At 45.4% G+C, this 24,849-nt stretch carries 18 protein-coding genes and 1 pseudogene; 11 read left to right on the top strand and 8 right to left on the bottom strand.

Annotated features, from left to right (window positions below):
* Both H9644_RS05390 and H9644_RS05385 read left to right on the top strand, forming a co-directional pair.
* On the top strand, positions 1-708 hold the full coding sequence (locus H9644_RS05390; RefSeq protein ID WP_058821674.1) for a DarT1-associated NADAR antitoxin family protein: 708 nt from the start codon (positions 1-3) through the stop codon (positions 706-708).
* Between the two features lie 299 nt (positions 709-1,007).
* A complete protein-coding gene (locus H9644_RS05385; RefSeq protein WP_064529379.1) occupies positions 1,008-2,270 on the top strand; it encodes a tyrosine-type recombinase/integrase in 1,263 nt (420 codons plus the stop codon).
* A 1,153-nt stretch (positions 2,271-3,423) separates the two neighbouring features.
* Here H9644_RS05385 and H9644_RS05380 read toward each other — a convergent pair.
* From H9644_RS05380 to H9644_RS05360, 5 genes are all read right to left on the bottom strand, one after another.
* A complete protein-coding gene (locus tag H9644_RS05380; RefSeq protein WP_191773617.1) occupies positions 3,424-4,308 on the bottom strand; it encodes an integrase domain-containing protein in 885 nt (294 codons plus the stop codon).
* Between the two features lie 814 nt (positions 4,309-5,122).
* Entirely contained in the window at positions 5,123-5,455 is a 333-nt protein-coding gene (locus tag H9644_RS05375; RefSeq protein WP_191773615.1) for a type II toxin-antitoxin system PemK/MazF family toxin, read from the bottom strand.
* Complete coding sequence (locus tag H9644_RS05370; protein ID WP_064529376.1) at positions 5,456-5,713, bottom strand: AbrB/MazE/SpoVT family DNA-binding domain-containing protein; 258 nt, start codon at positions 5,711-5,713, stop codon at positions 5,456-5,458.
* Between the two features lie 422 nt (positions 5,714-6,135).
* Positions 6,136-6,387 (bottom strand): helix-turn-helix domain-containing protein, encoded by a 252-nt coding sequence (locus H9644_RS05365; protein WP_191773613.1) that lies wholly within the window; start codon positions 6,385-6,387, stop codon positions 6,136-6,138.
* The gene (locus tag H9644_RS05360; protein ID WP_191773611.1) at positions 6,384-6,854 is read right to left on the bottom strand and encodes a hypothetical protein; all 471 of its coding nucleotides are present in this window, start codon (positions 6,852-6,854) and stop codon (positions 6,384-6,386) included. Before H9644_RS05360 ends, H9644_RS05365 begins: the two co-directional genes overlap by 4 nt.
* Positions 6,855-7,335: 481 nt before the next feature.
* On the opposite strand from H9644_RS05360, the gene H9644_RS05350 reads away from it, so the two are divergent.
* The 5 genes from H9644_RS05350 to H9644_RS21775 all read left to right on the top strand — a co-directional run bounded on the left by H9644_RS05350 (position 7,336) and on the right by H9644_RS21775 (position 17,899).
* Positions 7,336-11,238: a hypothetical protein gene (locus H9644_RS05350; RefSeq protein ID WP_191773607.1), complete on the top strand. Its 3,903-nt coding sequence runs from the start codon at positions 7,336-7,338 to the stop codon at positions 11,236-11,238.
* Between the two features lie 3 nt (positions 11,239-11,241).
* Positions 11,242-13,698 (top strand): hypothetical protein, encoded by a 2,457-nt coding sequence (locus tag H9644_RS05345; protein WP_105289029.1) that lies wholly within the window; start codon positions 11,242-11,244, stop codon positions 13,696-13,698.
* A 137-nt stretch (positions 13,699-13,835) separates the two neighbouring features.
* Positions 13,836-15,908, top strand: a complete 2,073-nt coding sequence (locus H9644_RS05340) for an ATP-dependent nuclease (protein WP_064529372.1) — start codon at positions 13,836-13,838, stop codon at positions 15,906-15,908.
* Entirely contained in the window at positions 15,901-17,634 is a 1,734-nt protein-coding gene (locus H9644_RS05335) for a UvrD-helicase domain-containing protein (protein ID WP_105289030.1), read from the top strand. The genes H9644_RS05340 and H9644_RS05335 overlap by 8 nt, the downstream gene beginning before the upstream one ends.
* Before the next feature lie 28 nt (positions 17,635-17,662).
* Positions 17,663-17,899: a hypothetical protein gene (locus tag H9644_RS21775; protein ID WP_316246032.1), complete on the top strand. Its 237-nt coding sequence runs from the start codon at positions 17,663-17,665 to the stop codon at positions 17,897-17,899.
* Here the strand turns inward: H9644_RS21775 and H9644_RS05330 are convergent.
* Positions 17,885-18,949 (bottom strand): glycosyltransferase family 9 protein, encoded by a 1,065-nt coding sequence (locus H9644_RS05330; protein ID WP_064529358.1) that lies wholly within the window; start codon positions 18,947-18,949, stop codon positions 17,885-17,887. The two genes, H9644_RS21775 and H9644_RS05330, sit on opposite strands and share 15 nt — an antisense overlap.
* Positions 18,950-19,245: 296 nt before the next feature.
* Positions 19,246-20,097 carry a glyoxalase III HchA gene (gene hchA, locus H9644_RS05325; RefSeq protein WP_064529357.1) on the bottom strand — a complete coding sequence of 284 codons (852 nt, stop codon included), beginning with the start codon at positions 20,095-20,097 and terminating at the stop codon, positions 19,246-19,248.
* Between the two features lie 696 nt (positions 20,098-20,793).
* Between hchA and H9644_RS05320 the strand changes: the two genes are divergently transcribed.
* Positions 20,794-21,198, top strand: coding sequence for a universal stress protein (locus H9644_RS05320; protein ID WP_064529356.1), 405 nt, complete (start codon positions 20,794-20,796; stop codon positions 21,196-21,198).
* 89 nt (positions 21,199-21,287) lie between these two features.
* On the opposite strand, the gene ompC is transcribed toward H9644_RS05320, so the two are convergent.
* The gene (gene ompC / locus H9644_RS05315; protein ID WP_064529355.1) at positions 21,288-22,469 is read right to left on the bottom strand and encodes a porin OmpC; all 1,182 of its coding nucleotides are present in this window, start codon (positions 22,467-22,469) and stop codon (positions 21,288-21,290) included.
* Positions 22,470-23,116: 647 nt separating this feature from the next.
* Between ompC and drpB the strand changes: the two genes are divergently transcribed.
* The 3 genes and pseudogenes from drpB to dcm form a co-directional block, all read left to right on the top strand.
* Positions 23,117-23,398, top strand: a complete 282-nt coding sequence (gene drpB / locus H9644_RS05310) for a cell division protein DrpB (RefSeq protein WP_016158467.1) — start codon at positions 23,117-23,119, stop codon at positions 23,396-23,398.
* A gap of 39 nt (positions 23,399-23,437) precedes the next feature.
* Positions 23,438-24,157 (top strand): phosphohydrolase, encoded by a 720-nt coding sequence (locus H9644_RS05305; protein WP_191773604.1) that lies wholly within the window; start codon positions 23,438-23,440, stop codon positions 24,155-24,157.
* A gap of 42 nt (positions 24,158-24,199) precedes the next feature.
* Positions 24,200-24,849, top strand: a pseudogene (gene dcm, locus H9644_RS21545) (DNA-cytosine methyltransferase); the annotation flags it as partial.

Below are 24,849 nucleotides of genomic sequence, written 5' to 3'. Positions count from 1 at the left end.
ATGGCACAAAGACCTGTTTACATTCCCACTGGTGAAAAGCAACTCTATGTTAAAACTGAGTCAGTTGACTTTACTTGGTTCGCAGGGATGTCAGTGAAACAGAAGCAAAGATCCGTAGACTCCTTACACGAAGCAGCTAAGAGCATATTGCCAAATCCTGGCAAGATTCTCGAAATTTCAAGTAAATCCCATGATGATCTTGGCATTGCATTAAGTGCTTTTAATCTTTCGTTCACCACTTTAAAACATCAGAGAACGTTGACTATTGAATGTGCATTCCAAGGAAGTAAAGTCTTCCAGAGAGGCGGGCCTTATACTGACATATTTGAGATGACATCGCGCGAGGCCAAGAAGGACAAGCGCCTCTTAACCTCGGGAAGACTCACTGGGTTCAAATTTTTTGGCATAGAATGGGAATTGGAACCACTAACAGCTTTTTACGACTGGCTTTACATTAGCGCTCTCAGAAAACGAACTGAACTGGCAGAGCAGATTGTTGAATACAATGCTTTTACAGATATCGAATTTAATCCTGAACGTTCAATAAATTGCCAAGCTTACTCTGCTGCGCTGTATGTATCATTGTTCAGGTTAGGTATTCTCGACGAAGCTATATCCTCAAAGGAAAGTTTCTTGGAAACGATTAATCGCGCATCTGTATGTAATGCCAGACAAAATGAAGCCACTCAATCTGGTTTTAAATTCTGAGAAAGATGTGATCGATTTCACATTTCAAATTATCTCTGACGCTTGGGGCCTTAATAAGGGCCCCATTTTAATTAAAAGAAATAAATTAATTAAAATTCAACATGATATATCAAATATCGCATCCAGTCAGAGGAGCCAAATTCTAGTTTTCATGCTTATCTGTACATCTCTATCTGTTTATGATTCAGTAAGTTAGCGTGAAAATCCTTCTCGGTGCGTATCTGATTTTCTCTCCGCATCGGGATAATTTGGTGGTCAGATCTGGGGTCAGTTTGGTTCGATTCTGGAGTGACCCCCAAATGTCTTTAAACGATTCTAAAATCCGCAAGTTAAAACCTTCTTCCCGTCCGGTAAAACTCTCCGACTCTCATGGTCTGTATCTGCTCGTCAATCCGGGCGGTTCACGCATCTGGTATCTCAAATATCGCTTTAGCGGCAAAGAATCCAGAGTCAGTCTCGGTGCATATCCGCTTGTCTCACTGGCGGAAGCCAGGCAGCAGCGCGACGGTATCCGCAAGTTGCTGGCGCAGAACATCAACCCGGCGCAGCAGCGCATGGCAGAAAAAACGGCCTGCTCTCCTGAAAAGTGCTTTAAGGCGGTGGCGCTGGCCTGGCACAAAACCAACAAAAAATGGTCGGCTGATTATGCCGCCCGCATTCTCGCCAGTATGGAAAACCATATCCTCCCGGCGATTGGTCACCTGTCCGTTGCCACGCTTAAAACGCAGGATTTCACGGCCCTGTTGCGGGTTATCGAGGATAAGGGCTTTCTGGAAGTCGCGTCCCGTACGCGGCAGCAACTCAGCAACATCATGCGTTATGCCGTTCAGCAGGGACTGACCGAAAGCAACCCGGCGCAGCATCTGGATGGCGTTGTCGCCTCACCCGTAAAAAATCACTACCCCGCGTTACCGCTGGAGCGGTTGCCTGAACTGCTTGACCGTATCGGCGACTACCAGCAGGGTCGCGAGTTAACCCGGCTGGCGGTGGTGCTGACGCTGCACCTGTTCATCCGTTCCAGTGAACTGCGCTTTGCCCGCTGGAGCGAGATCGATTTCAGGCACAAAATCTGGACCATCCCCGCCACCCGCGAAGCGATAGATAAAGTGCGTTTTTCAGGTCGCGGTGCAAAAATGCGTACTCCGCATATCGTGCCGCTCTCCCGCCAGGCGATTGCCATTCTGAAACAGATACAGGAACTTTCCGGCCATCTGGATCTGGTGTTTCCTGGCGATCACGATCCCTACAAGCCAATGAGTGAAAACACCACCAACCGGGCGCTGCGCCTGATGGGATATGACACCAAAACCGAAATCTGCGGGCATGGACTCCGGGCAATGGCCTGTAGCGCCCTGGTGGAGTCGGATCTCTGGTCACGCGATACGGTGGAACGACAAATGAGCCACCAGGAACGTAACAGCGTGCGGGCGGCATACGTGCATAAGGCGGAGCATCTGGAGGCCAGAAAGGCCATGATGCAGTGGTGGTCGGATTATCTGGATGTATGTCGTGAAGGGTATGTTGCGCCGTATATTTATGCGCGACAACATAAGGCGGCCTGAATCAGAAATAGCGTAAATGATTAAAATGGAAAAGCAGATCCTGATTGACCGGGATCTGCTTTTTTGTATTGAGAGGTATTGCCGTTTTTTTTGTTATTATCAATCGGAAAGTATCTAAAAATATTTGGCCCCAAATAATTTTGGGTGAAAACCAATCAATAAACCACTTATCAATAGGTAAGTACCGGAAATTATTCCAGTAGAATATTTTCAGTCGATTGCCTATTAATAAATACATTATTGATAGATAACTACCTTCTGTGATTTGCCCGCAAATCACAGAAGATGAAAAGCTATCAATAATCGATATTTTCACGGAATTACCACTTAATACATCCCCAAAAAATACGCCATAAAATACCGGACAATCTTTCCTGATACACATTATCACTGCACCAGCTATATAGAGACAAAATAATCTGCACCCGTCCCGGATAATCTGCTATCTGCGCCAGCGTCCCGCCGCTCTACCTATTCAGGACTGCGCCAGTTTCTGGCCCTTTGATTTTCGGCCCTTTCCGGTCAGGCGCTGTTACCCTTATCGCCCCCTTAGCCTTTTATAGCCCTTTCTCTTTCTGGCGCAACCAGTTTATCCGGAAATACACCTGGACTATCTGCACCAGATTGTATTTCACCACAAAATAACGGCACTAAGTGCAAAAAATAACATGAAGCACCTAAGATTGTTAATTTATATGCAGCAGGTTATGGTATCAAAAACCGTCGCAGCATTTTTATAAAGTCATGAGACATTCTGTGATTATACAATATATGTCACAGGATGCAGGAAAACACAGAGAGAATTATTCAGATATAATCCTGCGCCAGAATTAATGTGATTCCCCGGTGAATTTACATTTTCAAATTTTTCCAGTCCTGTGGTATCGGTAAAAACGATTGAACCACCTGTTATTAATCGGGATCGTTTCGAGTGATTACAGGGTAATCACTATAATATTCCGGCGAGCTACATTGGTTCAGCAGGAAAATCTGAACTGTTGTTATTTTCTCGCCATACAGTAACAATATTCTCATCATATTGTTACACGGTAACGACAGGTATCCGGTTATTTTATTTCATCCGGTCCCTGCGCCAGACTGATCGCTGTCGTTACGCAGTAACGGCATTATTTTGCGACATTCATGAAATCCGTCATTCCTCCTTCCAGCGATAGCCGTACACCTGTTTCACCCAGCGTCCGCGCCCGTCACCGTGGCCCAGATCCGTTGCCGTCAGCGCCAGCGATTCCTTCTCGCTGAATCCCTGCGCCAGATAATGGCGGATCGCGTCCTGCGCCCACGCATAGCGCAGCGAGTGCGGGGAAAATTCCCCCTTCAGCCCCACCTTAATGGCCTGTTTGTGCCAGTGATCCAGCGCCGTTTTGAGGTCAGGTTTGTCGATCAGCCTGCCATTGCGCTGTCTGGCGATCGGTAATGCGTTTTCCACCGCCTTTCTGACTGCGCCAGCGTCCAGGATCGTTGTATAGCGGGGACGCCCGCCCTTGGTGCCGAACACCACTTTCAGCCGGGTTTCTCCGCGTTCAATGGTTTTCAGCCATGTTTTCAGCGACTGTGAACTCTGTACCGCTTCCTGCGAGCGTAATCCCATCAGCCGTGCAATCTCCACCGCTGCCGCCAGCCCCGCGTCCTGCGCACGGGCGTTCTCCATCACTTTTTCATAATGTTCCGGCGTAATGGCGCGGCGCGTGCCGTTGCGCGAAGCGCCTGACAGCCCCAGCGCCTTATTGGTCAGGCGCGGGTGCTCCACCACCTGCCTGCGTCCCGCCTGTCTCAGCACGGATCGCAGCGCCGCCATTTCGTTTTGCAGCGTGCGCAGACCAATATCCTGCTCCAGCCGCTCCTCAATGTAGCATTCGATATGACGAACTTTGATCTGCTCCACCCGCTGGATCTGGATATTCAGTTCGCGCAAATGCTGACTGAACCGCTTCGTGGCATGGATACGGTAATCCACCGTTCTGAAGCTGCCGCCCGCTTTCTTCGCCAGCGCCTTCATTTCACTGCTTAATTTACTCATAACGACCCCCTGCAACAAAAACAAACAGTCTCCGGCGTGTGCTTTTTGGCTGCGCCAGAACGATACCTTCACGCCGGAGTGGCAGTCTGTTGAGGTTTAGGGAGTTTCAGGCTGTACGCGGTACAGACTGCCTGACGAAGCAGGGGTGTCTCCGGGGCGTCGTGCCCCCCTCGGTATCGATCTTTTTCTCCTCTTACTCTGAACTGACAGCGGCCCGAAAGGGCATGTCAGGCGGCGGAAACAGGGCGCAGGCCAGAACTGGCGCGGCTTGCGGCGGTATGTTGTGCGGCGTCACTTTGCTTTTTCGCTGACGCTGCCAAAGTGACGCCTCGTCTGGTGCAGGGCGTAAACGTTGCGTTCTGGTGCAGGGTGACGGTCACGCGACTGCAAAGCCTGACGGCAATGCAGGCCGCAGCCCGTCATGTGAGGGCGCTGGTCGTCAGCAGGATATGAAGCAGCCGGAGGCTTCCGGCAAAGTCAGAGGGCCAGCCCGTGAAGGCGTTGAACAATGTGGTGACGGTGAAGCCGTCCGGTGTGTATGTCCTTCAGTCTCAGACGCGGATGTCTTGCGTCTCCGGCGTTTGCAGAGATCAACGCCGGTAAAGGGTGCCATGCTGGCGATGCCAGGCGCTTCTTTCAGGCGTGAAGCGTCAAAGGGACTGCCCGGAGGCAGTTTATTGCAGGCGGGAGACTGCGCCATTATTTCTGGTGCAGGAAGGAAAAACTGTTTTTGGGTTTGAAAGTTTGTTCTACAGAGAGGCCCAATAAACGAGGGTGCTGTAGCAGCGCCCTCAATCAGTTAGCATAAAAATCATCATGTCAGGATGGTTTCCAGCCTTGCCAGTACCTCATTAATGATACTGTCAGGGATGCGCTCCAGCCTTTTGCCGTTCCTGGCTCCCATATCAATAGTTCTGGGCTGATCGCAACGTATGATCCCCGTCGTTTTCGTGCCAGCTCCCTCCAGCGAAACTGCAAAACCCGCGTTACGGGCAAATTGTCCGCCACTGGTTACCGGAACAACGATGGGTAAACGTGTTACCTCATTAAACGAGGCCGGAGAAATAACAAGCACCGGGCGCTTTCCGCTTTGCTCGTGTCCGGCGGTAGGATCAAGTGAAACAAGCCAGATTTCCCCTCTGTCCATTTACAGGATCTCCTTCCCTGCGGCAGGCGCGTCAATCCATTCCCGCTCTTCATCGCTCATTTCGGCATGTGGATCGTACTGCGCCAGCAGTTCAGCCAGTGAATAGCGGGGGCGTTTTTGAGGTTCGATAATCAGGCAGCCGTTGTCAACGGTCACGCCGACTTCGCTGTCCGGCATCAGGGCCAGCGTTTTCAGCACCGCAGGCGGGACGGCCAGCATGACCGAGCCGCCAACTTTTTTCAGACGTGTGGTATACATAGGGCACCTCCAGAAATTATATTTAAATATAACATCCATACTCTGCAATGTACAATTATCAGTCAGATCCATTGTGATTTCCTTAGTGTAACGAAGTGTGATGAAAGCCTTAATCTGTCTGTTGACAGATCCGACAGTTTTCAAAGGTCCTGTCGTACAAGGGCGACCATCCTGATACATCAGGCGCTTCTTTCAGGCCATGAAGCATTTTGAGCAGGAGAAAACCTACAGCGCGGCGGTGATGGCGATAAGGGAACACTGTTTTTTCGTTGCGAAGGATTATTTGTTGGGCGGGGAATAGAAATACAGCGCAGAATCTGTGCTGTAATCATCTCCCTGTGCGCAATCAGCCAGAGACTGATCACACACCGGGAGATACCACGTATCAATGTTCCTGATAGTTCAGTCATTGATACCTGTAATCAGGCGCGTTTTCGCATTACTCTTTCTGTGCGATTTCCATTGTCATCGAAGTATCTGGAGGGCCAGATAACTTCCGGTGATATTTCCAGCGCATCAGCGATGATTTTTTCGCCACGCGGCCACGAGCGGGACAGCGCATTGGCGAGTGTGGCTGACGCCAGCCCCGCCTGACGTGAAAGCGCCGCCAGTGACATTCCCTTTTTTCTTAGTCCTGCAATAATATCGGCAGGATGCCAGTCCTGTTGCATCATGCAGTCGCCTCACTGATAAATTTCACACCATCGGCGGTACGCAGCCAGCGTGGCGCTTTCAGCCCCTCGGTAAAGTACCAGACCAGTTCACACAGCAGCCCGGTCAGGGTTTGCTCTGTTTTTACCTCCGCCGGGCGTTCCAGCAGAAGCTGGAGCAGCGCGAGGCAGTATTCGCACAACGAGTCAGGTTCGGGGTCGAAGTGTTGTGGTGTAGCGGGAAGGGTATCAACGGTCAGGCTTTCGGTAAGATGCGGCGGGATGGGGTCGTGTAGTGTGGGTTGCAGCAACGCAAGGCAGGCGTGAAGCCGTCCGCAGAGCGCCAGTCGCAGCGCCGGATCGTCGGTTTCTATCAGGGTTTCGGCGAAGCGGGCGCAGTAGTCGGCAAGGACGGTGAAGTCCGTGGCAGCGTTAAAGGGAACGGATAATAAATCGAGTAAATCGCAGTCAGGGGTGAGGATTGTAGCCATAGGGCAACCTCCGATGAGTAATGTTTATTACCGCCAACGGAGAGGTCAATCTCACGGGTGGCGGAACCGGACGGGGTTGACCTTACCGGCCTCATCGACACCGGCGCGTCTTGCGACGCCCCCGCCCGGCCCGCCATTGAGGTGTAGCCGTGCGCACGACACAAAAAAAACGCTGACGCGCCTTTGTGTCGTCGATGAAGGATTTCAGGAGGTCAAGCCCGACGCCTGATTTTGCAGACGTGGGATAAGGATACTGCGATTGGCGGTGAGCGGCAAGAGTGAAGAAGGAGCACTGCTTATGCCAGATATCTGGCATACAACAACAGTATAACATCCTGACTTATCATTATGTTACTGAATGCGTAATGCGCATTGTTTTATAACGAAAAATTCACCATAAGCATTGTAATGCTATTCGAGCGGCGTAACATAAGTTGTTGAAATAGTAGTCGTTGAAAAGTCGATATGGATGAGGTGACATGTGAATACCCCGTTATTGCGTTCTTATAATGCCGTTATCGAATATACGTTATCTCAGGCGAAAAAATCTAAGGCAGTGAAACGTATTGCCGGTTTTTGCCAGCTTCAGGGACCAACGGGTAGCGGAAAAACCAGCTCACTCTATCGCTCTGGCTATGCCGATAACGCTCTCCCGGCACTGGAGACGATAAAAAAATCAGGCTCTCAAGCCATTTTGGTTACCCATCGCTGGAATATTTTGCACGACATTTATGAGAAAACGGCAGTGCATAAAGACAGTAACGGGGAACCATTCACCGTCAGCGTGCTCTACGCACAAGATGAGCAGATTGTTTCTGCCATTGAGATCACTCCTTTACCTCATGAGAAAAATATTTCCTCAGACTCACTTCCCGATCCATTTGACTCCATCAGTAATCTGGAAAACAGGAATTTATTTGCCAGTCAGGATATTGCCGACAAATTGCGTAGAAATTGCAAAAATATACTGCATATTAACAAATCGCTGAAAGGATATCCGACACGTTTTCAGACGGCCATTGCCAGTGAAAAAGAATCATTAATCAAATCGTGTGCGGCGGTGGAAATAACTCTGATTCAGAATATTAAATCGCTGGAAAAAGAAGCTAAGAAACAAAAAGAAAAATATGGCGAAGAGCATGAACTCACGCAGGCAGCCAGGCAACGAATTGCTGATTTCCGTCGCCACGCCTGGGTCAGGCGAATTTTGCCCGCCATTGCCTGGCGTGACGAAAAACAACACCTGCTGATCATGACCACTCAAAAGATGGCTTCATCGTTTTACGATGGGCGTCGCAAAGTAAAAATGTCCAGCAAAGAGCTGCGTAATTACATCATTTTCATCGATGAATTTGATTACCAGGCTGAGGTATTACAAGAGTATCTGGCACAGGCGCAATGGGTTCAGGAGCCACCTGAATGTCTGGGTCAGTTGCTCGACGGGGGACGCAGATTACTACAACGTATGCAGTATGTTGAAACGGAACCTGCACCGATGATCCGTGAACGTCTAGAAAAATTTATTAATGATCTGGATAGCGCATTAACAGAAAAACATGTTGATTTAACACATGCTAGATCACTGGTTATTCCTCTTCAGCAATATCTGGATAATAAACCCTTTGGTGAGCATTATTTGTTCCGTTCCGATCAACTGGTGACCAGTGACCGGCTTATTATGCGGAAAGAAGAACATGGCTACGAAATTATCAGGCCAGACTCTCCGCTTCAGGATAGCGATCAGACTATCGACATCAGTGATTTTTTACGCTTGATGGAGAAATTCATTCGGCAATTTAGCCTGATGTTGACCGACCTGACTGCCAGTGAAGATGAAGCGTATGAATACATTAAAAAGTTAACCCGACTTCTGTTCGACCCCGTTAATGATTACAGGCCATCATACTACGGCTCAACCCTGCCCAATATGTCCCGATTTCTGTTACCGCGTACTGACCTGCCGGAACTACGGGAATTAAGGAAAAGTAATATTTTACCCAATACTCATGCCAGTATTTTTGGCTTGACCAACTGGTTGCTGAAACAGAATGTCTCAGATACGGATATCGATCCGTTACGGATACAGATCAAACGTGCCTTTCTGCCCACGACGGCAGAAGGTCTGCTGCTTTCTCTCGCCAGTCGTAATCTTGTCTTTGCACTGTCGGCTACGTCATATATTGAAAGAGCCTGTAATCACTTCGATGTCAGGTGGATTAATTCAGCGCTTCGTTATATTGCAGAAGCGCGCAACCCTGCTGTTACACAAAGTTTTCTGGGAACAACTTTTGAAAAACGACCTGCCGACTGGTTTAAAGAACCGATACCTTATGTCCAGACGGTTGATGATTTCCAGTTGCAGTATTTAGCTATTGAAGAGCTCAATAACAGCAAAGAAAATATTAGAAACACGCAACTGAATGCAGAGATTCATGATTTCAATAGCATAAAGAATAGCCCGTATTCTGTTGATCTGCTCGCTTCGCTAGCCCCCGATTTTTTCCAGAATGGCGATGACCCCTCATCGGATTTCGAATCAGAATATCGAAAAAATATACTGCTAAAATTGCTTAATGTGTTGGATCTTGCGGGAAAAAGACCTCAACACCGGGGGCATCTTGCTTTCGTGAATTCCATCGCCTATTTAAGAAAATGGCTTACCACTGCAATAGCAACGCAAAGTAGAGAATGCCTCGCATGGTTAAAAATGGAACAACCTTTATCTGATGATCCTCTGCTAAAAAGTTTTGCTGATGTGTTTATCCCGGTGACCATACATAATGAGCCTGCACTGATTTGTCTGTTAACCGCAGAATGCCAGAAGAAAAAGGGCTTTAGTGATGCTTATCAGGCCGCATTTGCCTCCCGGCGTATTGTCATAGTGCTGACGCAGACCGCCTCTGCGACGAATGGTGTGAATCTGGATTTCAGCCTGCCTGAATCTGGCAAAAGTATGGATCTGACCTGTTTATATTTGCTGGAATCGCGACATTATTACTTTTCCGCTTTTCAGGCCAATGCAGAAAGCAATGATGATATGGCGCATGCAGGTTTCCAGTTACGCAATCTGGAAAAACTGCTCCGTGCTGGTGAAATTTCTCGTCAGCAGCATCAACGCTTCATTCTGCCATTAATGATGAACCGAAAATATGAGATTTCCCGATTAAACGGCGAATATAAGAGAACCAGTGATTACATAAAAAATACGGCAGCCAATGTACAGCAACAGGTTGGTCGTATTGAACGAGCCTGGTGTGAAGTCCCCAATGCTGAAATCCATCTTGATTCTGAACTGGCAAAAGACCTCTCGCGCTTTGCTTCATTACCTGTTTATACATCGAACCGTCGTCAGCTTTCTGCTCTCAATCGCCAGTTACTGGATATTTTACGGGAACGTGATGAAAAGATGCAGGATAATTTCCTTAACCTGATTATGACACCGACACAACCGGGTAAATTGGCTCTGGATTATATCGATAAACGCCTGGTTCCGGCCATACGATTGTTGCGAGAGCAATCAACACCCAGAAATGATGTCACGCAACTCTGGAGACAATTAGGTAAAGCGATACTTCAACACGACCTTGCCTGGAAACCAGGACATAATGACTTTGGTATTGATCTTGAACTGTACAAGTGGGCTTGTTTTAAAAAACCAGAATCTGCATTGAATAGTGGAGAAATCTGGTATTCCCCTCAGACCTGGCAGTTTTTTGAGGAAGCAGCAGAAGGACGGCGTAAGTACAATCCTCAGGTGTTGTATCAACATATACAGCGTCATTCGGACATTACTGACTGGTTTAACCGTAAAGGGTACAGAACATCTTTAATGCCTTACGCTAACGATCTGGAAGAACATTACGCCTTCCACCCGCTGATCGCGCAACGTCTACTTATGGGGCGCTTGGGTGAAGAGGCTATTCGGGCACTACTTCATGAGCGTTATAAAATTATTACTACGACTCAGGTAAGCGACCATCGAGTTTTCGAACTGTATGATTTTAGTGTAAAAAACTCGGATTACCGCATAGATGCGAAATTTTGGGGACAGGATACTCTCGACAAAGCGGATGAAGAATATCAGCAATGGCTGGCGTCTGGTGCTGACCCGACTCAAACTCCTCTGGGATTAAGTAGCAAATTAGAAAAAATACGTGCGGTTGAGGGAGACAACGTCAAACTTGTTATCGCTAATTTCGTGGCTCCCCATTCTGATTGTCAGTTGCTGGGATTTTCAAGTCAGTTAATTCCGGTTCAGGATCTTTATCATGCAGATATTCTCATTCTCGGCGGGTGTGTTACTCCCAACACGGTTTCATCAGTTACGCCAGGATTTGGAAGTCTTATTAAAATAATCGAACAGAATATTAAGGAAAGGGCATAATTTATGATGAACCATGATGCCGAAGTAATCCGTTCACTTCCCCTTTCTCATATGATTTATCGGGACAGTGAGATCGACCAGGAGAAAGCTGAAAAGCTGATTGTTTACCATTATCCATTAAGCAAAAATTATCGCTGGAAGCAGTGGGAAAATCATCTTGATCGTGAATTAGGTGACCGATATCATCCTTATCTGATGCGCTTCTATAAAGAGCAATTTGGATTGTTCGTTGCGGTTGATTCAGAACAGGATACTCCTCCCGTTATTAAAAATGCCGATGGCATAATCATCTCACCAGAAAGGATAAAGTACGAGACCTCGCTTAATCCCATATGGATTCGTCTTATCATGCGTAAAATCTCTGCATTTGGTTCTCATTGCAAGGGTAGCCACTCATTAGGCCGACCACTACTACAGACAGATGCCTGGAAAAGTAAAACCAGTTGCGGTATCAATACCATTAGCCTGGACTGCCGAACTCAGCAAAGAAGTGATAAAGATACAACAGAAGTCGTTTTATTTTATGAAAATGTACCACTACGACCTGTGGATATGAAAAGCGAATTTTCAACCGCCTCTCAGGCACTGTGGGTGTATGACAAAAATAAAGTGCTGGTCCGCTGGATGCCTGAAAAATCAACAAGGCAAAAATTTCAGGCTTATCAAGAAATACCTAAAAAAAAGAATAAGCGTAAGCTTCGTCCCTTTATTGATCTCTCTTCGCCTGATGCGTTAAGAAATAGTTGGCCATGGATCCTCAAACCTGTACAAAATGAATTTATTGAACAAGCCAAAATTTTTGGTTTTACATTAACCCCCGTAGTTCTCCAGTTGCGTCCACTGCCGCTAAAGACTAAATTCAAAACGACTGAGAGGGCAAAATTTCCTGGCGTACAGCTTAATGCCGAGATCAAAGTACTTGATTTACGTTTTTCGCGAAATATTCCCCCACAACAGATAGTGACTCAGATACAAAAGGTGTTGAACAAAAAATATCCTAATGTACAGCTGGAGTTATTACCGGATTCAGAACCCTCATCATTTGAACGGTTGGAAAAAGATAATTCTATATGCATCCTTGTTTTGTTAGATCAGATCCGCGGCATAATTGATGACCGCTATCTGTTAACTCAGAATCTAAGAACTAAAATTGCGTGCCAGCATATCAACGTTAATCCGTTTGATCTTGGCGGTGATTCTGTTGTTGATAATTTATTAATTGAACAGGATACTCCCGATGGGACTACCCGACTCATCCCTACGGTAGATTCTTGCTATTACGACTATACTATTCAAGATTTTGAGAAAAAGACCTGTCTTGATGCATTGGCGCGTAATGCCGAAGTTGCGTACAAAGAACTTGCGTTGAAATATCTTTTACTTTGCAAAGAAACAAGAATCAGTACAAGCCTGACAGAGCAAAAAGACTTACTGACTCATGACCTATTGGTTATCACCGAAGGATATTTATTCACCGCTGAACAAGACCGCCCAGTAATTTTACCTTTTAATCCTTCTTGCCCGGATTTAGTTAAAGCCTGCGATGAAAGGCTAAAACTATTTGATACCTCTGTCGAGGCTCTTCTTACTCTCTTAAATAAAAAATGGCCTTATGCATATCGCCCTGAATCAGTAGCACAAGGTTTTGGCAGCAGTGAAGAAAAACTAGCCAGATTTGCTCAGAGATTGACAATAATCATACATCGAATGGAGGAAGTATCCATTCTTCTCCAGGACCCGAAATATGATACTCCTAATATGATCCCTGAAAATTTAGATGCCTTAATGACGGTTATTGATACTCAAAGTCAGCAACTCCCACTTAATCACTGGCTATTACCAGATGCTGAGGTACTGTCATATTATATAGAGAAACTTAATGAGGAAGATGAATTATCTAACGCCAATAAAAACGCACTATTGAGTGAATTAGACTTACTGTGTGATATATGGAATTGTGCTCTGCGTGAGTATTACTGCAATAATAAAATTAATGTAACCTATGATGTTTTAAAAAAGTATACATTCTCTAAATGGCCTGAAAGAAAAAATTCACTCCAGGTGGGTGATCAAAAGCTGGTGAAAAAAGCCAGCTCATCATTAATAGCATCATGGAATAAATTACTCTCTCGAATTTTTGATTTGCCTTTAGGTGATCCGCGAAACTGGTTGAAAAACATACCAGGCATTACACGACTCTGGCATGATCCAGAACAAAATTACGTTATCGTCGGGAGTTTGGCCCCGCTTCAACCTCAAATTCAGCGCCAGCCCAGTATTCGCCAGTGGCACCCATTACAAGGGGAACTGAATCCTGAACTTCTGGCTGGATTAGTTGATGTTGACTGGGTCAGAATGAATCAACTGGCGGGTAACCCCTGTGTAGCAACGCTTATTCGACGATGGAAAGAATGCCAACCTCAACCGAATGATGTTCGTGAGGCCTCTTTGACCGAGTGAGATACCAAAACATACCTCAGGAATAAATATAGCCTGAGGTACATTTTGCATAGCAGAGTAATCGCAAGAATGAAAATTACAGGCAGAGCAATAACATCAGATTTATCGATAGACTATAAATAGATCATGAGGGACATATGCGCATTCATCAGGTTGAAATAAAAAACTTCCGTCTTTTAGCTGATGCAGAGCTTGTATTGGAGGAACAGACGACCGTCATTGTTGGAAGAAACAACAGCGGAAAAACATCACTCTCAGAAATAATACGCAGATTCTTAGCAGACGGTAGCGCTACTTTCCAACTTGAAGATTTTTCCAGTTCCTGCTATGACCGTTTTTGTGATGCTCTGGAAGCACTTAACGAAGGCATAGAAGATCATCTCGTTCGAGAACTTATTCCCGCCATTGAACTTCGACTGAAATTCCAGTACGACCCTGCACAGCCTCAATTAGGTCCATTGAGTCCTTTTGTTATTGATTTGGATCCCGCGTGTTCTGAAGCGCAGGCAGTAGTCCGATATGAATTGAAAGGTGGTCAACTGACACAATTTCTTGAAAGTCAGACTGAAATGCCACTTTCCGGAGAGGACCGTCTCGCTTTCCTCCGTATATTGCGAGAACGTATCCCTAATAATTTCTGTGTGAAAATATGGGCTGAAGATCCCAACGATCCTGATAATCGTCGCGAGTTACCACCAGGTACATTGCGCAGTCTGGTCAAATCGGGCTTTATCAACGCTCAGCGAGGACTTGATGATGTGACATCCCGAGAATCCGATGTACTGGCTAAAACGGTTGAAAATCTTTTCGCAACGGCCTCTTCGGCATCTGCGGGAGCGGCTGATAAACAAATTGCTGATGCATTGAAAGGTGCGGTTCAGGGCATTCAGACTCAAATTGACACAAACTTCGGAAACCAGCTCAACAATCTGATTCCGGCGCTAGAAACTTTTGGATACCCCGGATTGGGAGGCCAGTCGTTACATACTGAAACATTGCTCGATGTTAGCAAGTTGCTATCAAACTTCACTAAAGTTCGCTATTCAGGTTATAGCGGCATCGCATTACCGGAGTCATATAACGGTCTTGGTACACGTAATTTGATATTTATTCTCTTGCAATTAGCTGGTTTCTATAAAGCATTTTGCGCCGAAGTTACTGGGCCGGGTGTACACCTGATATTCATTGAAGAACCTGAAGCCCATCTGCATCCGCAAATGCAGGAGGTTTTTATTCGTCAACTTGCCAAAATTGCACAGCAACTGGTGGATGGTACTGAGGACAGGAGACCCTGGCCTGCACAGTTTGTTGTGTCTACACACTCGTCTCACATTGCCAATGCGGCTGGTTTCGAGAGTATTCGCTATTTTCTGGGGGCTCCAACACAGGGGACTCAGGAAGGTGTCCGAACAACCAAAATTAAAGATCTCCGTAAAGGTCTAAAACATATTCCAATTGATGATAAAAAATTTCTTCATCAATATATGACGTTGACACGTTGCGATCTGTTTTTCGCAGATAAAGCGATTCTTGTCGAGGGGTTAAGCGAGCGATTATTGCTTCCCGTCATCATCAAAAAACTAGAATCAGCTGAACCAGAAAGACCGAAGCTGTCGAGCCAGTACGCCACGGTGATGGAAGTTGGCGGTGCTTACGCTCATTTGTTCTTCGAGTTATTAGAGTTTCTTGAGCTTCAGAGTCTAATCATAACAGATCTGGACGCAGTCCTAAGAGCAGGAGGTCAGGCATGTGTTGTTCATCAAGGTACATATTCCAGTAATGCTTGTTTGAAAGCATGGTTCTCTGAAGATACCCCTTTCACATTAGCTGGTTTGATTGCCAAGAGTGACGATGATAAAGCTCGTAATGGAAATCGTATTGCCTATCAATGTGCAGAGGTAACAGGTGGTCCCTGCGCACGCACATTCGAAGATGCATTCATCCTTGCAAATTCTGCTCTATTCGGGCTGGTTGGGGGAAATATTCAGGCACTGGAAATAGAAGCCCGTGATAAGGCGGCAGAATGGAAAAAATCAGAATTTGCATTGAAATACGCAATTACAGAGACAGAATGGAACGCACCAAAATACATAGCCGATGGAATTCGCTGGTTAGCTGACAGCAATGAGTCTATGACGCAAGACCCAGTATTGGCACAGGTTATCGAGGCCACCGCTAGCATTGAAGAAGGAGCCCGCGCTGATGCCTGAGATCAATTCGCCCGCTGAAGCTGCTAGCCAGCGTGCTTTGGAATCTATGTATACCTGTCTCAGTGAAGGACAAAGCTTCCGACTGGAAGCTGGCGCTGGTGCGGGTAAAACGTATTCTCTCATTAAGGCACTTAGATTCTTGATTGAGCGAAACAAGGATTTATTTGAAAAACGTAGCCAGCAAATCGCCTGTATCACTTTTACTAACGTGGCGAAGGATGAAATTGTCGCGCGGACAGATCGAAGCCCCATCGTTTTTTGTGATACCAATCATGCGTTCTGTTGGTCGCTAATCAGTAGCTTTCAAAAACCGTTGAGAGAACTGATTGAAACAATGCCAGCATGGATAGAAAAGCTCGAAGAAGTTGATGGAAGCCTTGGTAATCGTAGTGTTGAGTATAATCTTGGACATCGCTCTATTCGTGACCATCGTATAACTCTTCATCATGACGATGTTCTTTCTTTAACTATCTCACTCATGGAGCACGAAAAATTCCGTAGAGTGATTGCAGAACGCTTTCCAATCATTCTGGTCGATGAGTACCAGGACACTGATAAAAACTGGGTTGAGGCAATTAAACGGCATTTTCTTGGACAAACCAGAGCACCTTTATTTGGTTTTTTCGGCGACCATTGGCAAAAAATCTATGGTGGTGGATGTGGAAAGTTGGAACATCAGGATGTAGTTGAAATAGGTAAAGAAGCCAATTTTCGTTCGGACAAGATAATTGTTGATGCCCTTAATCGAATGAGACCTGAGCTATCGCAGTGTGTTAAAGATCCTGAGGCTGTAGGTCTGGTACGCGTTTTCCATACAAACAATTGGCAAGGAGTACGTCAGAAAGGCGTGCACTGGAGTGGTGATTTACCATTAAGTGAAGGCCAAGCTACTCTGGAACGAGTTAAAACAACGTTGCAGCAGGATGGTTGGGACTTTTCTCCCAATCACACCAAAATTCTCATGTTGACCCATCGACTTTTAGCCAATCAGCAGGGCTATTCTAATATCGTGGCAACGTTTAGATACAATGAATCCTTCACGAAAAAGGAGCATGAACATATAGCCTTTTTTGTAGACAAACTGGAACCCGCCTGCGATGCCTTTGCCGCTCGTAAGTATGGAGAGATGTTTAATGCGCTTGGCGGTACTACACCACTGCTGCGTAGACATTCAGACAAGGTGAGTTGGCACAATGTAATGACGCAACTTCTTGCTCTCCGTGAAACAAGTTCAATCGGCGAAGTAATTGAGTTCATCCGTGCTCAACGGAAACCCAGACTTCCAGATAAGGTTGAAAAACTTGAGCAGGAGTTACTCCATTTTGACAGAACGGCTGATGTTGAAATGCCCAGAAGATTGAAAGAACTTGAAAAGCTGAAAAATATTTCCTATTCGGAGGTCAGATCCCTTCGCCGTTATCTCGATGGTCATTCTCCATTCGAAACTAAACATGGTGTGAAAGGTGCTGAATTTGAGAATGTTTTGGTTGTTGTTGGGCGCGGGTGGAACCAGTATAACTTCGGAGAAATGTTGGAATTCGCTGGAGCCCAAATGATTCCAGCCGATAAGCAAGACTCATTTGAACGAAACCGAAATTTGTTTTACGTCGCTTGTTCCAGACCCCAAAAGCGCCTTGCGATCCTGTTCACCCAAGCTTTGTCACCTGCGGCACTGGCAACACTTGGAAATTGGTTTGGAGCAGATACTATAATACCAACACCGTAGTTGGTGTTGTTTATCAGCGTACGATTGACTGAGGGGTGAGCGTAAAATATGCCGTTGGTTTCAAAGTAAAAAGGTGGTCACTCTGGTGGTCTTGACAAGTTCTATTTTTAAGTTTAGCTTACCAATCAGCCAGTTAATGGCTACGGCGATCCCAGTCAGAGGAGCCAAATTCAAAAAAGCCTGCTTTCGAGCGGGCTTTTTGCTTTTCTGCAAACGTGCTTTATTGTTTGAATTTTTGTTAGGGCTTTCATTACGCTGTGATTAAAATTTTCGCGATAATCCTTTTCAGCGTATTGCTGAATTCATCCAAATTTAGATGATCAATAGCCTTTCCTACCACAATCGTCTCTGAAATATCTGCCATGGCAGGCCAGCGAGTCTTATAATCAGCATACACGGCGATGACAGGAACATTATAAGCACTTGCCATGTGTAAAATAGATGTGTCTGGCGTTATCGCGAGGAAGGCGTCTCTAATGATTGCGGCAGACCGCATTATTGATGGTGATAACGACAAATGATAAACATTTTCAAAATGCCGGGTTAGTTCCACGGCTGTTTCCGAACCTTTCGGACCATGAACAATAACAATTGGCATGTCTGATTGTATTTTGATCGCCTCGATGATTTTTTGTGCCATTGTTAATGAAAATGTTCTCTCTTGCACGCTACCTTCTAAATTAAGAGCAATATATGAACCTAATGAATGCATCTCACAACGTACTTCTTTTATTACTATTTCGCTGAGGGGCAATTCAAATAATGGTGGGGGCGCCGGAAATCCTACTTCTCGCATCATGAAGGCCCATGTCAGCGGCACTGGGGCGCGTAGTGACTGATCCATTTTCGACGCCGATTTACATATCGGTGAATAACATTTCATCGTTAAACCCACAACCTGCAAATTTGTATTGGCCCGTAAATGATTAATAAATAGCATCGTCTTCAGGTTTTTCTTGCGCATTGCTTCAATACAAAGGTCAGGCGTGCCATATTGTTCATTGATGTTTTTTGCTAAATTTTTTATTTCTTTAATACTGGCATGATCCTGCATTGTCATAGTGACCAATGTTAATTTTGTTTGTTCCAGATGAAGTGCCTCAAAAACAGATTTATTAATTGTTGATGTAACAATCAACAAGTGTTTTATTTTATGCTTTTCAAGCGATCGGATTATTGGGTAAATAGCCATGGCATCCCCAATTTGATCGGGGATGTGAATAACTACAAAATCACTTTTTGCAATATCAGTATTTTTGCAGCGATAATCATAATACGCAAATGCAATACGTCTGAAAATTGATACCAATGACATTTCCAACCTCGCTTCCATTCTGGTTAAAACGTGGTGAAGTTTATCAGAAATGATTGATTTCTAAAATCGATAAATAATAACGTGAGATATACTATATGTTTATTATTTATGCGTTAATCATTTTCGCAAATTATCATTCTATTTAAAAACAGCTTATGTCGCGTTCTTCAGACTGGGGGCGTAATGCGAAGGTAAGGGAAGCGTTAAAACGTCAGCAATTGAAGGGGGGCGTTTTTATGTTTGGTAAGTGGGGGAGAGTTACCCCCACTTTTTACTCCACAGTAAGTGTCAGCCGATTAACCTACGTATGCGGCCAGCATCTCCTGTGCGGCCAGTTTACCTAACGCGTTTGCTGCGAAAGGACTGTCACCGGTTAAAAGTTTACGATCTTTGTGTACCCGGCCGGTAATATCATCATTGACGATGTTCATGCCCATTTTCTTCAGTTCTTCACCAAAGTACCAGGTCAGATGACCCGGCATGTAGCCAATCTCTGGCGTTTGCTTGTCTGCAGCGTCAGGGAATGCGCAAATGGAATAACCATTTAATGGGTTATTGCCGTGGCGAAGCGCCAGAAATGCTGCTGGACCGTGGCAAAGGGATATAACAAAACGGTCATTTTCAATTGCCCACTGCAGAGCGGCAGCTACGTCTTTGCTTTCTGGTAAACCAATGAGTGCACCGTGACCGCCAGGAACAAAGATTGCTGCGTACTCGCTGTCTGCGTTGAGGCTGGCGACAACATCTGCCAATTTTTTCGGATTACGGAACAGAGATTTGTGCTGCTCAAAGAATGGCATCACTTTTTCATCTTTATGCGGCATAGCCCAATATTCAAATTTTGTCATCAGGCCAGAAAGCGTCGCAACCTCGAACTCGAAACCAGCAGCATGCAGATGATATAACGGCAGCAATGTTTCAATCGGATGGTTTCCTGTTGAGAAGAGCTTACCATTATCAGTTGGTAAATAGCGCTCATCGGCGGCGATTACCAGAATTTTTTGTTTTCCGCTATACGGTTTTGGATAGTCTACCCCATCAAGATCAGAAATCGGGCTGGTATATTGACCTAACGAATATTCTGACGGGAAGAAAGCATTATCTTCAGCCATATCGATTTGCGGATTCTTACTTTGTTGAACAGTCATAGTGTATTCCTTGTTGTTACTTATATAGGTTAGTCACTATATTCGCGACTGAGCTGGTTGCTATTTTTAACCAGATAGGAAATTGGAGTCAATATATCGAAAGCGGTATGCGGGGAGGGGGGATGTGCGATGATTATTCTGCACTTGTGTCGAATATGAGTCATGCCAGTTTTCTCCTTATTGCGTAGAGTTGTCGGAATTGGTGTTAATTTATTTTAGTCCATTTTTCAGAAATCAGGATATTGACTCACTGGTAGCACAATTTTTAATTGTGGAGGTTTTTTGTGTTCATGTGATGCTTAGAGCGGCACCAGATGTGCCGACAATAGGATGATTCGCCTGAGGTCTACTTAAGATAGGTAAATGCTGAAGCAAAGAATCTTCCCCCGACCGTGCGATCAGAGTATAAGTTAAGAAAATGAGATTATTGGCAAAAAAATAATCGTAAAACCATCTGGCACGAGAGATTATCGCGAAAAAATGATGATCCAGATTAAGGTTTAACTGATGACAGATATGATTAATTACTTGTTATCAGATGTACTCTTTGCGCAATTTGTCATAGGGAATGGACTGGAGACTAAAGTGGAGCAGCAACGATAACTTTTCCAAAGATAATGACATAAATATAGCATTAAAAATATGCACTAATCATTCAAATGCAGTTGATAATATTGAGTTTTTCAGGGAATACCTATGTACCGAAATATTGTTATTCCGGTGAATATTTTTTCTCGGGATGATAGAGAACAAGCGTTTTTCCATGCACAATTTTTCGCCAATGTTTCTTCCGCGCATGTTCACTTACTTGGCTTTATACCGGAATATTTAAGAGTTCTCGATCGTGGGTATATTTCTGATATGCACCGTTTTAAAGAAGTGCTACGTGGTCAGGCTTTGTGCCGTTTAGCGCATATGGCAGAACAACTGGTTTTGCCCGAAGGATTTATTCATACGCATGTTCATTTCGGCACTCTTCCGGAAGGGATAAAGGAACTTGCTGAACAGCAACTGGCTGATGTTATTGTGCTGGGAGCTACGCAAGAATTAGTTTTTATCGATATGTTACGGCAGCTTACTGTGCCGCTGTTGGTGATTTAATGTGGGGTATAAAAAAGCCTGAGTTCAATGAGGGACGAACTCAGGCCGGTATTATGTTTTACAGTTACGTGCCGCGGCGCGTAGGCTGATTAGAACTGGTAGACTAAGCCTACAGCAACGATATCGTCTGTCGCGATGCCGTTTTCTTTGTAGAAGTCGTCGCCGTTGTCCAGCAGGTTGATTTTATAATCAACATAGGTGGACATGTTTTTGTTGAAGTAGTAGGTCATACCGATATCAACATATTTGACCAGATCTTTGTTGGTGTAATGATGATTACCCTGGCTGTCGAAGTTATCACTATTTACACCGCCTAAATCCTTACCTTTAGATTGCAGGTAAGCAATGGACGGGCGCAGACCGAAGTCGAACTGATACTGAGCAACAACTTCAAAGTTTTGCGTTTTGTTAGCGATAGCATCAGCATCACCGTAACCAGTCATGTTACGGGTTTCAGCATACATGGCTGCTAAGTAAACGTTATTAGCGTCGTATTTAGCACCAACGGTCCATGCTTCTGCTGTTTCACCGCCAGCAGTTGCATCGAAGCGATCTCCGTAACGAGTGTTATGAGTACCTTTGTGAACCTGATTGTCGGTACGGTCAGAGTTAGAATATGCAGCACCCAGACTTAAGCCGAAGTCGAAGTCATAGGAAGTGGACATACCGAAGCCGTCACCATTTTCTCTGGTAATGCTACGTCCCTTACCAGAACCTTCCTGACCGAATGGTCCACTGCTCTCATTATTACCTTGATATTGCAGAGCAAAGTTCAGGCCATCAACCTGACCGAAGAAGCCATTGTTACGGTAGGTTGCAACACCATTAGTACGACCGTTCATGAAATTGTCGGCGCCAGCATAGGTATCGCCACCAAATTCTGGCAGCATATCGGTCCATGCTTCTACGTCATATACAACACCGTAGTTACGACCATAATCGAAAGTACCGTTCTGACCGAAACCTAAACCTGCAAATGCCAGACGAGTTGCGGTATTACCTTTGTCGCCTTCAGCACCGTTTGCACCAATGTTAAATTCCCACTGACCGTAACCAGTGAACTGGTCAGCGATCTGGGTTTCACCTTTGAAGCCGATACGGGCATATGACATGTCGCCATCGCTGCCAGAATCATCAGAGAAGTAGTGCAGACCATCTACTTTTCCGTACAAATCCAGTTTATTGCCATCTTTATTATAGACTTCAGCCGCATTTGCTGCGCCAGCAACTAATAACGCCGGGACCAGCATTGCCAGAACTTTTCTTTTCATTATGTATTCCCTTGTGATTATAATCTTCATGAATATATCAATAAGTGCCGTTATCCAAAAAAAGCACATTTGGATACTATTCTATGAAGTTCATTTTATTTTAAAGATTACATGTAACAAATATATTTAAAAGATTTCAAAATGTTTCTATTCTATTTAATATAATTCATGGTTATGAAATGTAGATATAAACATTCATGAAATTTATATCAATATATCAATGAGTTATTTTTTTTCAGAAGTGATGGGTAGCATCAATGATTGTTGAGCTAAAGACTTAGTGTGATCGACTGCACATTAATGAAAGCATAAAAAAAGCCGGCATCATGCCGGCCCAAAAATATAAACAAGACGATAAAAGGCTAATAACGCGGTTATCATGACACAGAAAACAAAAAAGGTATAATTGTATTCAATGCCAATATATTCAAAATATGAATTAATCAATTATGCTCAAACGAAAAGAAAATGTCTTCTGACTTGTTTTTCCTGCAAATAATGTCACTGGTTAAGATTCATATATTTGTTCAAAAAATGAGTGAGACTTGACTGGCTCGACCGATGTGGAAAAATGTGACTTTTATCACATAACAATGTTAAGTCTGAATTTTCCGGGTTATCTCAAAATGGAGAATGGTTCGACAGCAATGGAAGAAAGACTCTCTCGTAGCCCTGGCGGCAAACTGGCTTTATGGGCTTTCTATACCTGGTGTGGTTATTTTGTCTGGGTAATGGCGCGTTACATCTGGGTAATGAGTCGCATCCCCGATGCCCCCGTGTCTGGATTTGAAAGTGATTTAGGTTCAACTGCGGGAAAGTGGTTAGGTGCGTTAGTGGGATTTTTGTTTATGGCCATGGTCGGGGCGTTGTTAGGCGGTATTGCCTGGTACACGCGACCTCGACCCGCACGTAGCAGACGCTATGAGTAAAAACTGCTAAGGTTGCGACTCTTTGGCCGCGGAGCGCATATGGACTTACAACACTGGCAGGCACAATTCGAGAACTGGCTGAAGAACCATCATCAGTATCAGGACGCGGCCCATGACCTGTGTCATTTTCGCCGCGTCTGGGCGACGGCACAAAAACTGGCGGTAGATGAAGACGTGGACATGCTGGTGATTTTAACCGCCTGTTATTTTCACGACATCGTGAGTCTGGCGAAAAATCATCCGCAACGGCAGCAATCTTCAATACTGGCAGCAGAAGAGACGCGTCGCCTGCTATATGAAGAGTTCGCGCAATTTCCGGCGGAGAAAATCGAGGCCGTTTGTCATGCCATTGCCGCACACAGTTTCAGTGCGCAAATTACGCCCTTAACGGCGGAAGCTAAAATCGTGCAGGATGCGGACCGGCTGGAAGCCTTAGGCGCGATTGGCCTGGCGCGTGTGTTTGCAGTTTCAGGCGCGTTGGGTGTGGCGCTGTTTGATGGCGAAGATCCGTTCGCGCAGCATCGCCCGCTCGATGATAAACGCTACGCGCTGGACCATTTCCAGACCAAGCTGCTAAAACTACCGCAAACGATGCAGACCACAAAAGGTAAACAACTGGCGCAACACAACGCCCGTTTTCTGGTGGAGTTTATGGCTAAACTCAGTGCCGAACTGGCGGGGGAGAATGAAGGTATTGATCACAACGTGATTGATGCGTTTTCGCCAACTGCCTGTGCGCGTGGCCCTAAACCAATGTAATTATGTTAACCTGTCGGCCATCTCATATGGCCGGTTAAATCTATGCAGGAAAATATTTCAGTAACCGATTCATACAGCACCGGGAATGCCGCACAGGCAATGCTGGAGAAACTGCTGCAAATTTATGATGTTAAAACGCTGGTGGCGCAACTTAATGGCGTAGGTGAGAACCACTGGAGCGCGGCGATTTTAAAACGTGCGCTGGCGAATGACTCGGTATGGCACCGTTTAAGTGAAAATGAGTTCGCGCACCTGCAAACGTTGCTACCCAAACCGCCAGCACATCATCCACATTATGCGTTTCGCTTTATCGATCTCTTCGCCGGGATTGGCGGTATCCGTCGCGGTTTTGAGTCAATTGGCGGTCAGTGCGTATTTACCAGTGAATGGAATAAACATGCGGTGCGCACCTATAAAGCTAACCATTATTGCGACCCGGCAGCTCATCATTTTAATGAAGATATCCGTGATATCACCCTGAGCCATAAAGAGGGCGTGAGTGATGAAGCGGCGGCGGAACATATTCGTCAGCACATTCCTGAACACGATGTTTTACTGGCCGGTTTTCCTTGCCAGCCATTTTCACTGGCTGGCGTATCGAAAAAGAACTCGCTTGGGCGGGCGCACGGTTTTGCCTGCGATACCCAGGGGACGTTGTTCTTTGATGTGGTGCGCATCATCGACGCTCGTCG

The organism is Escherichia whittamii (assembly GCF_014836715.1).
Classification (GTDB): Bacteria; Pseudomonadota; Gammaproteobacteria; order Enterobacterales; family Enterobacteriaceae; genus Escherichia; species Escherichia whittamii.
Note: the sequence above shows the minus strand (reverse complement) of the source record. Positions and strands in the feature narration are given on the sequence as shown.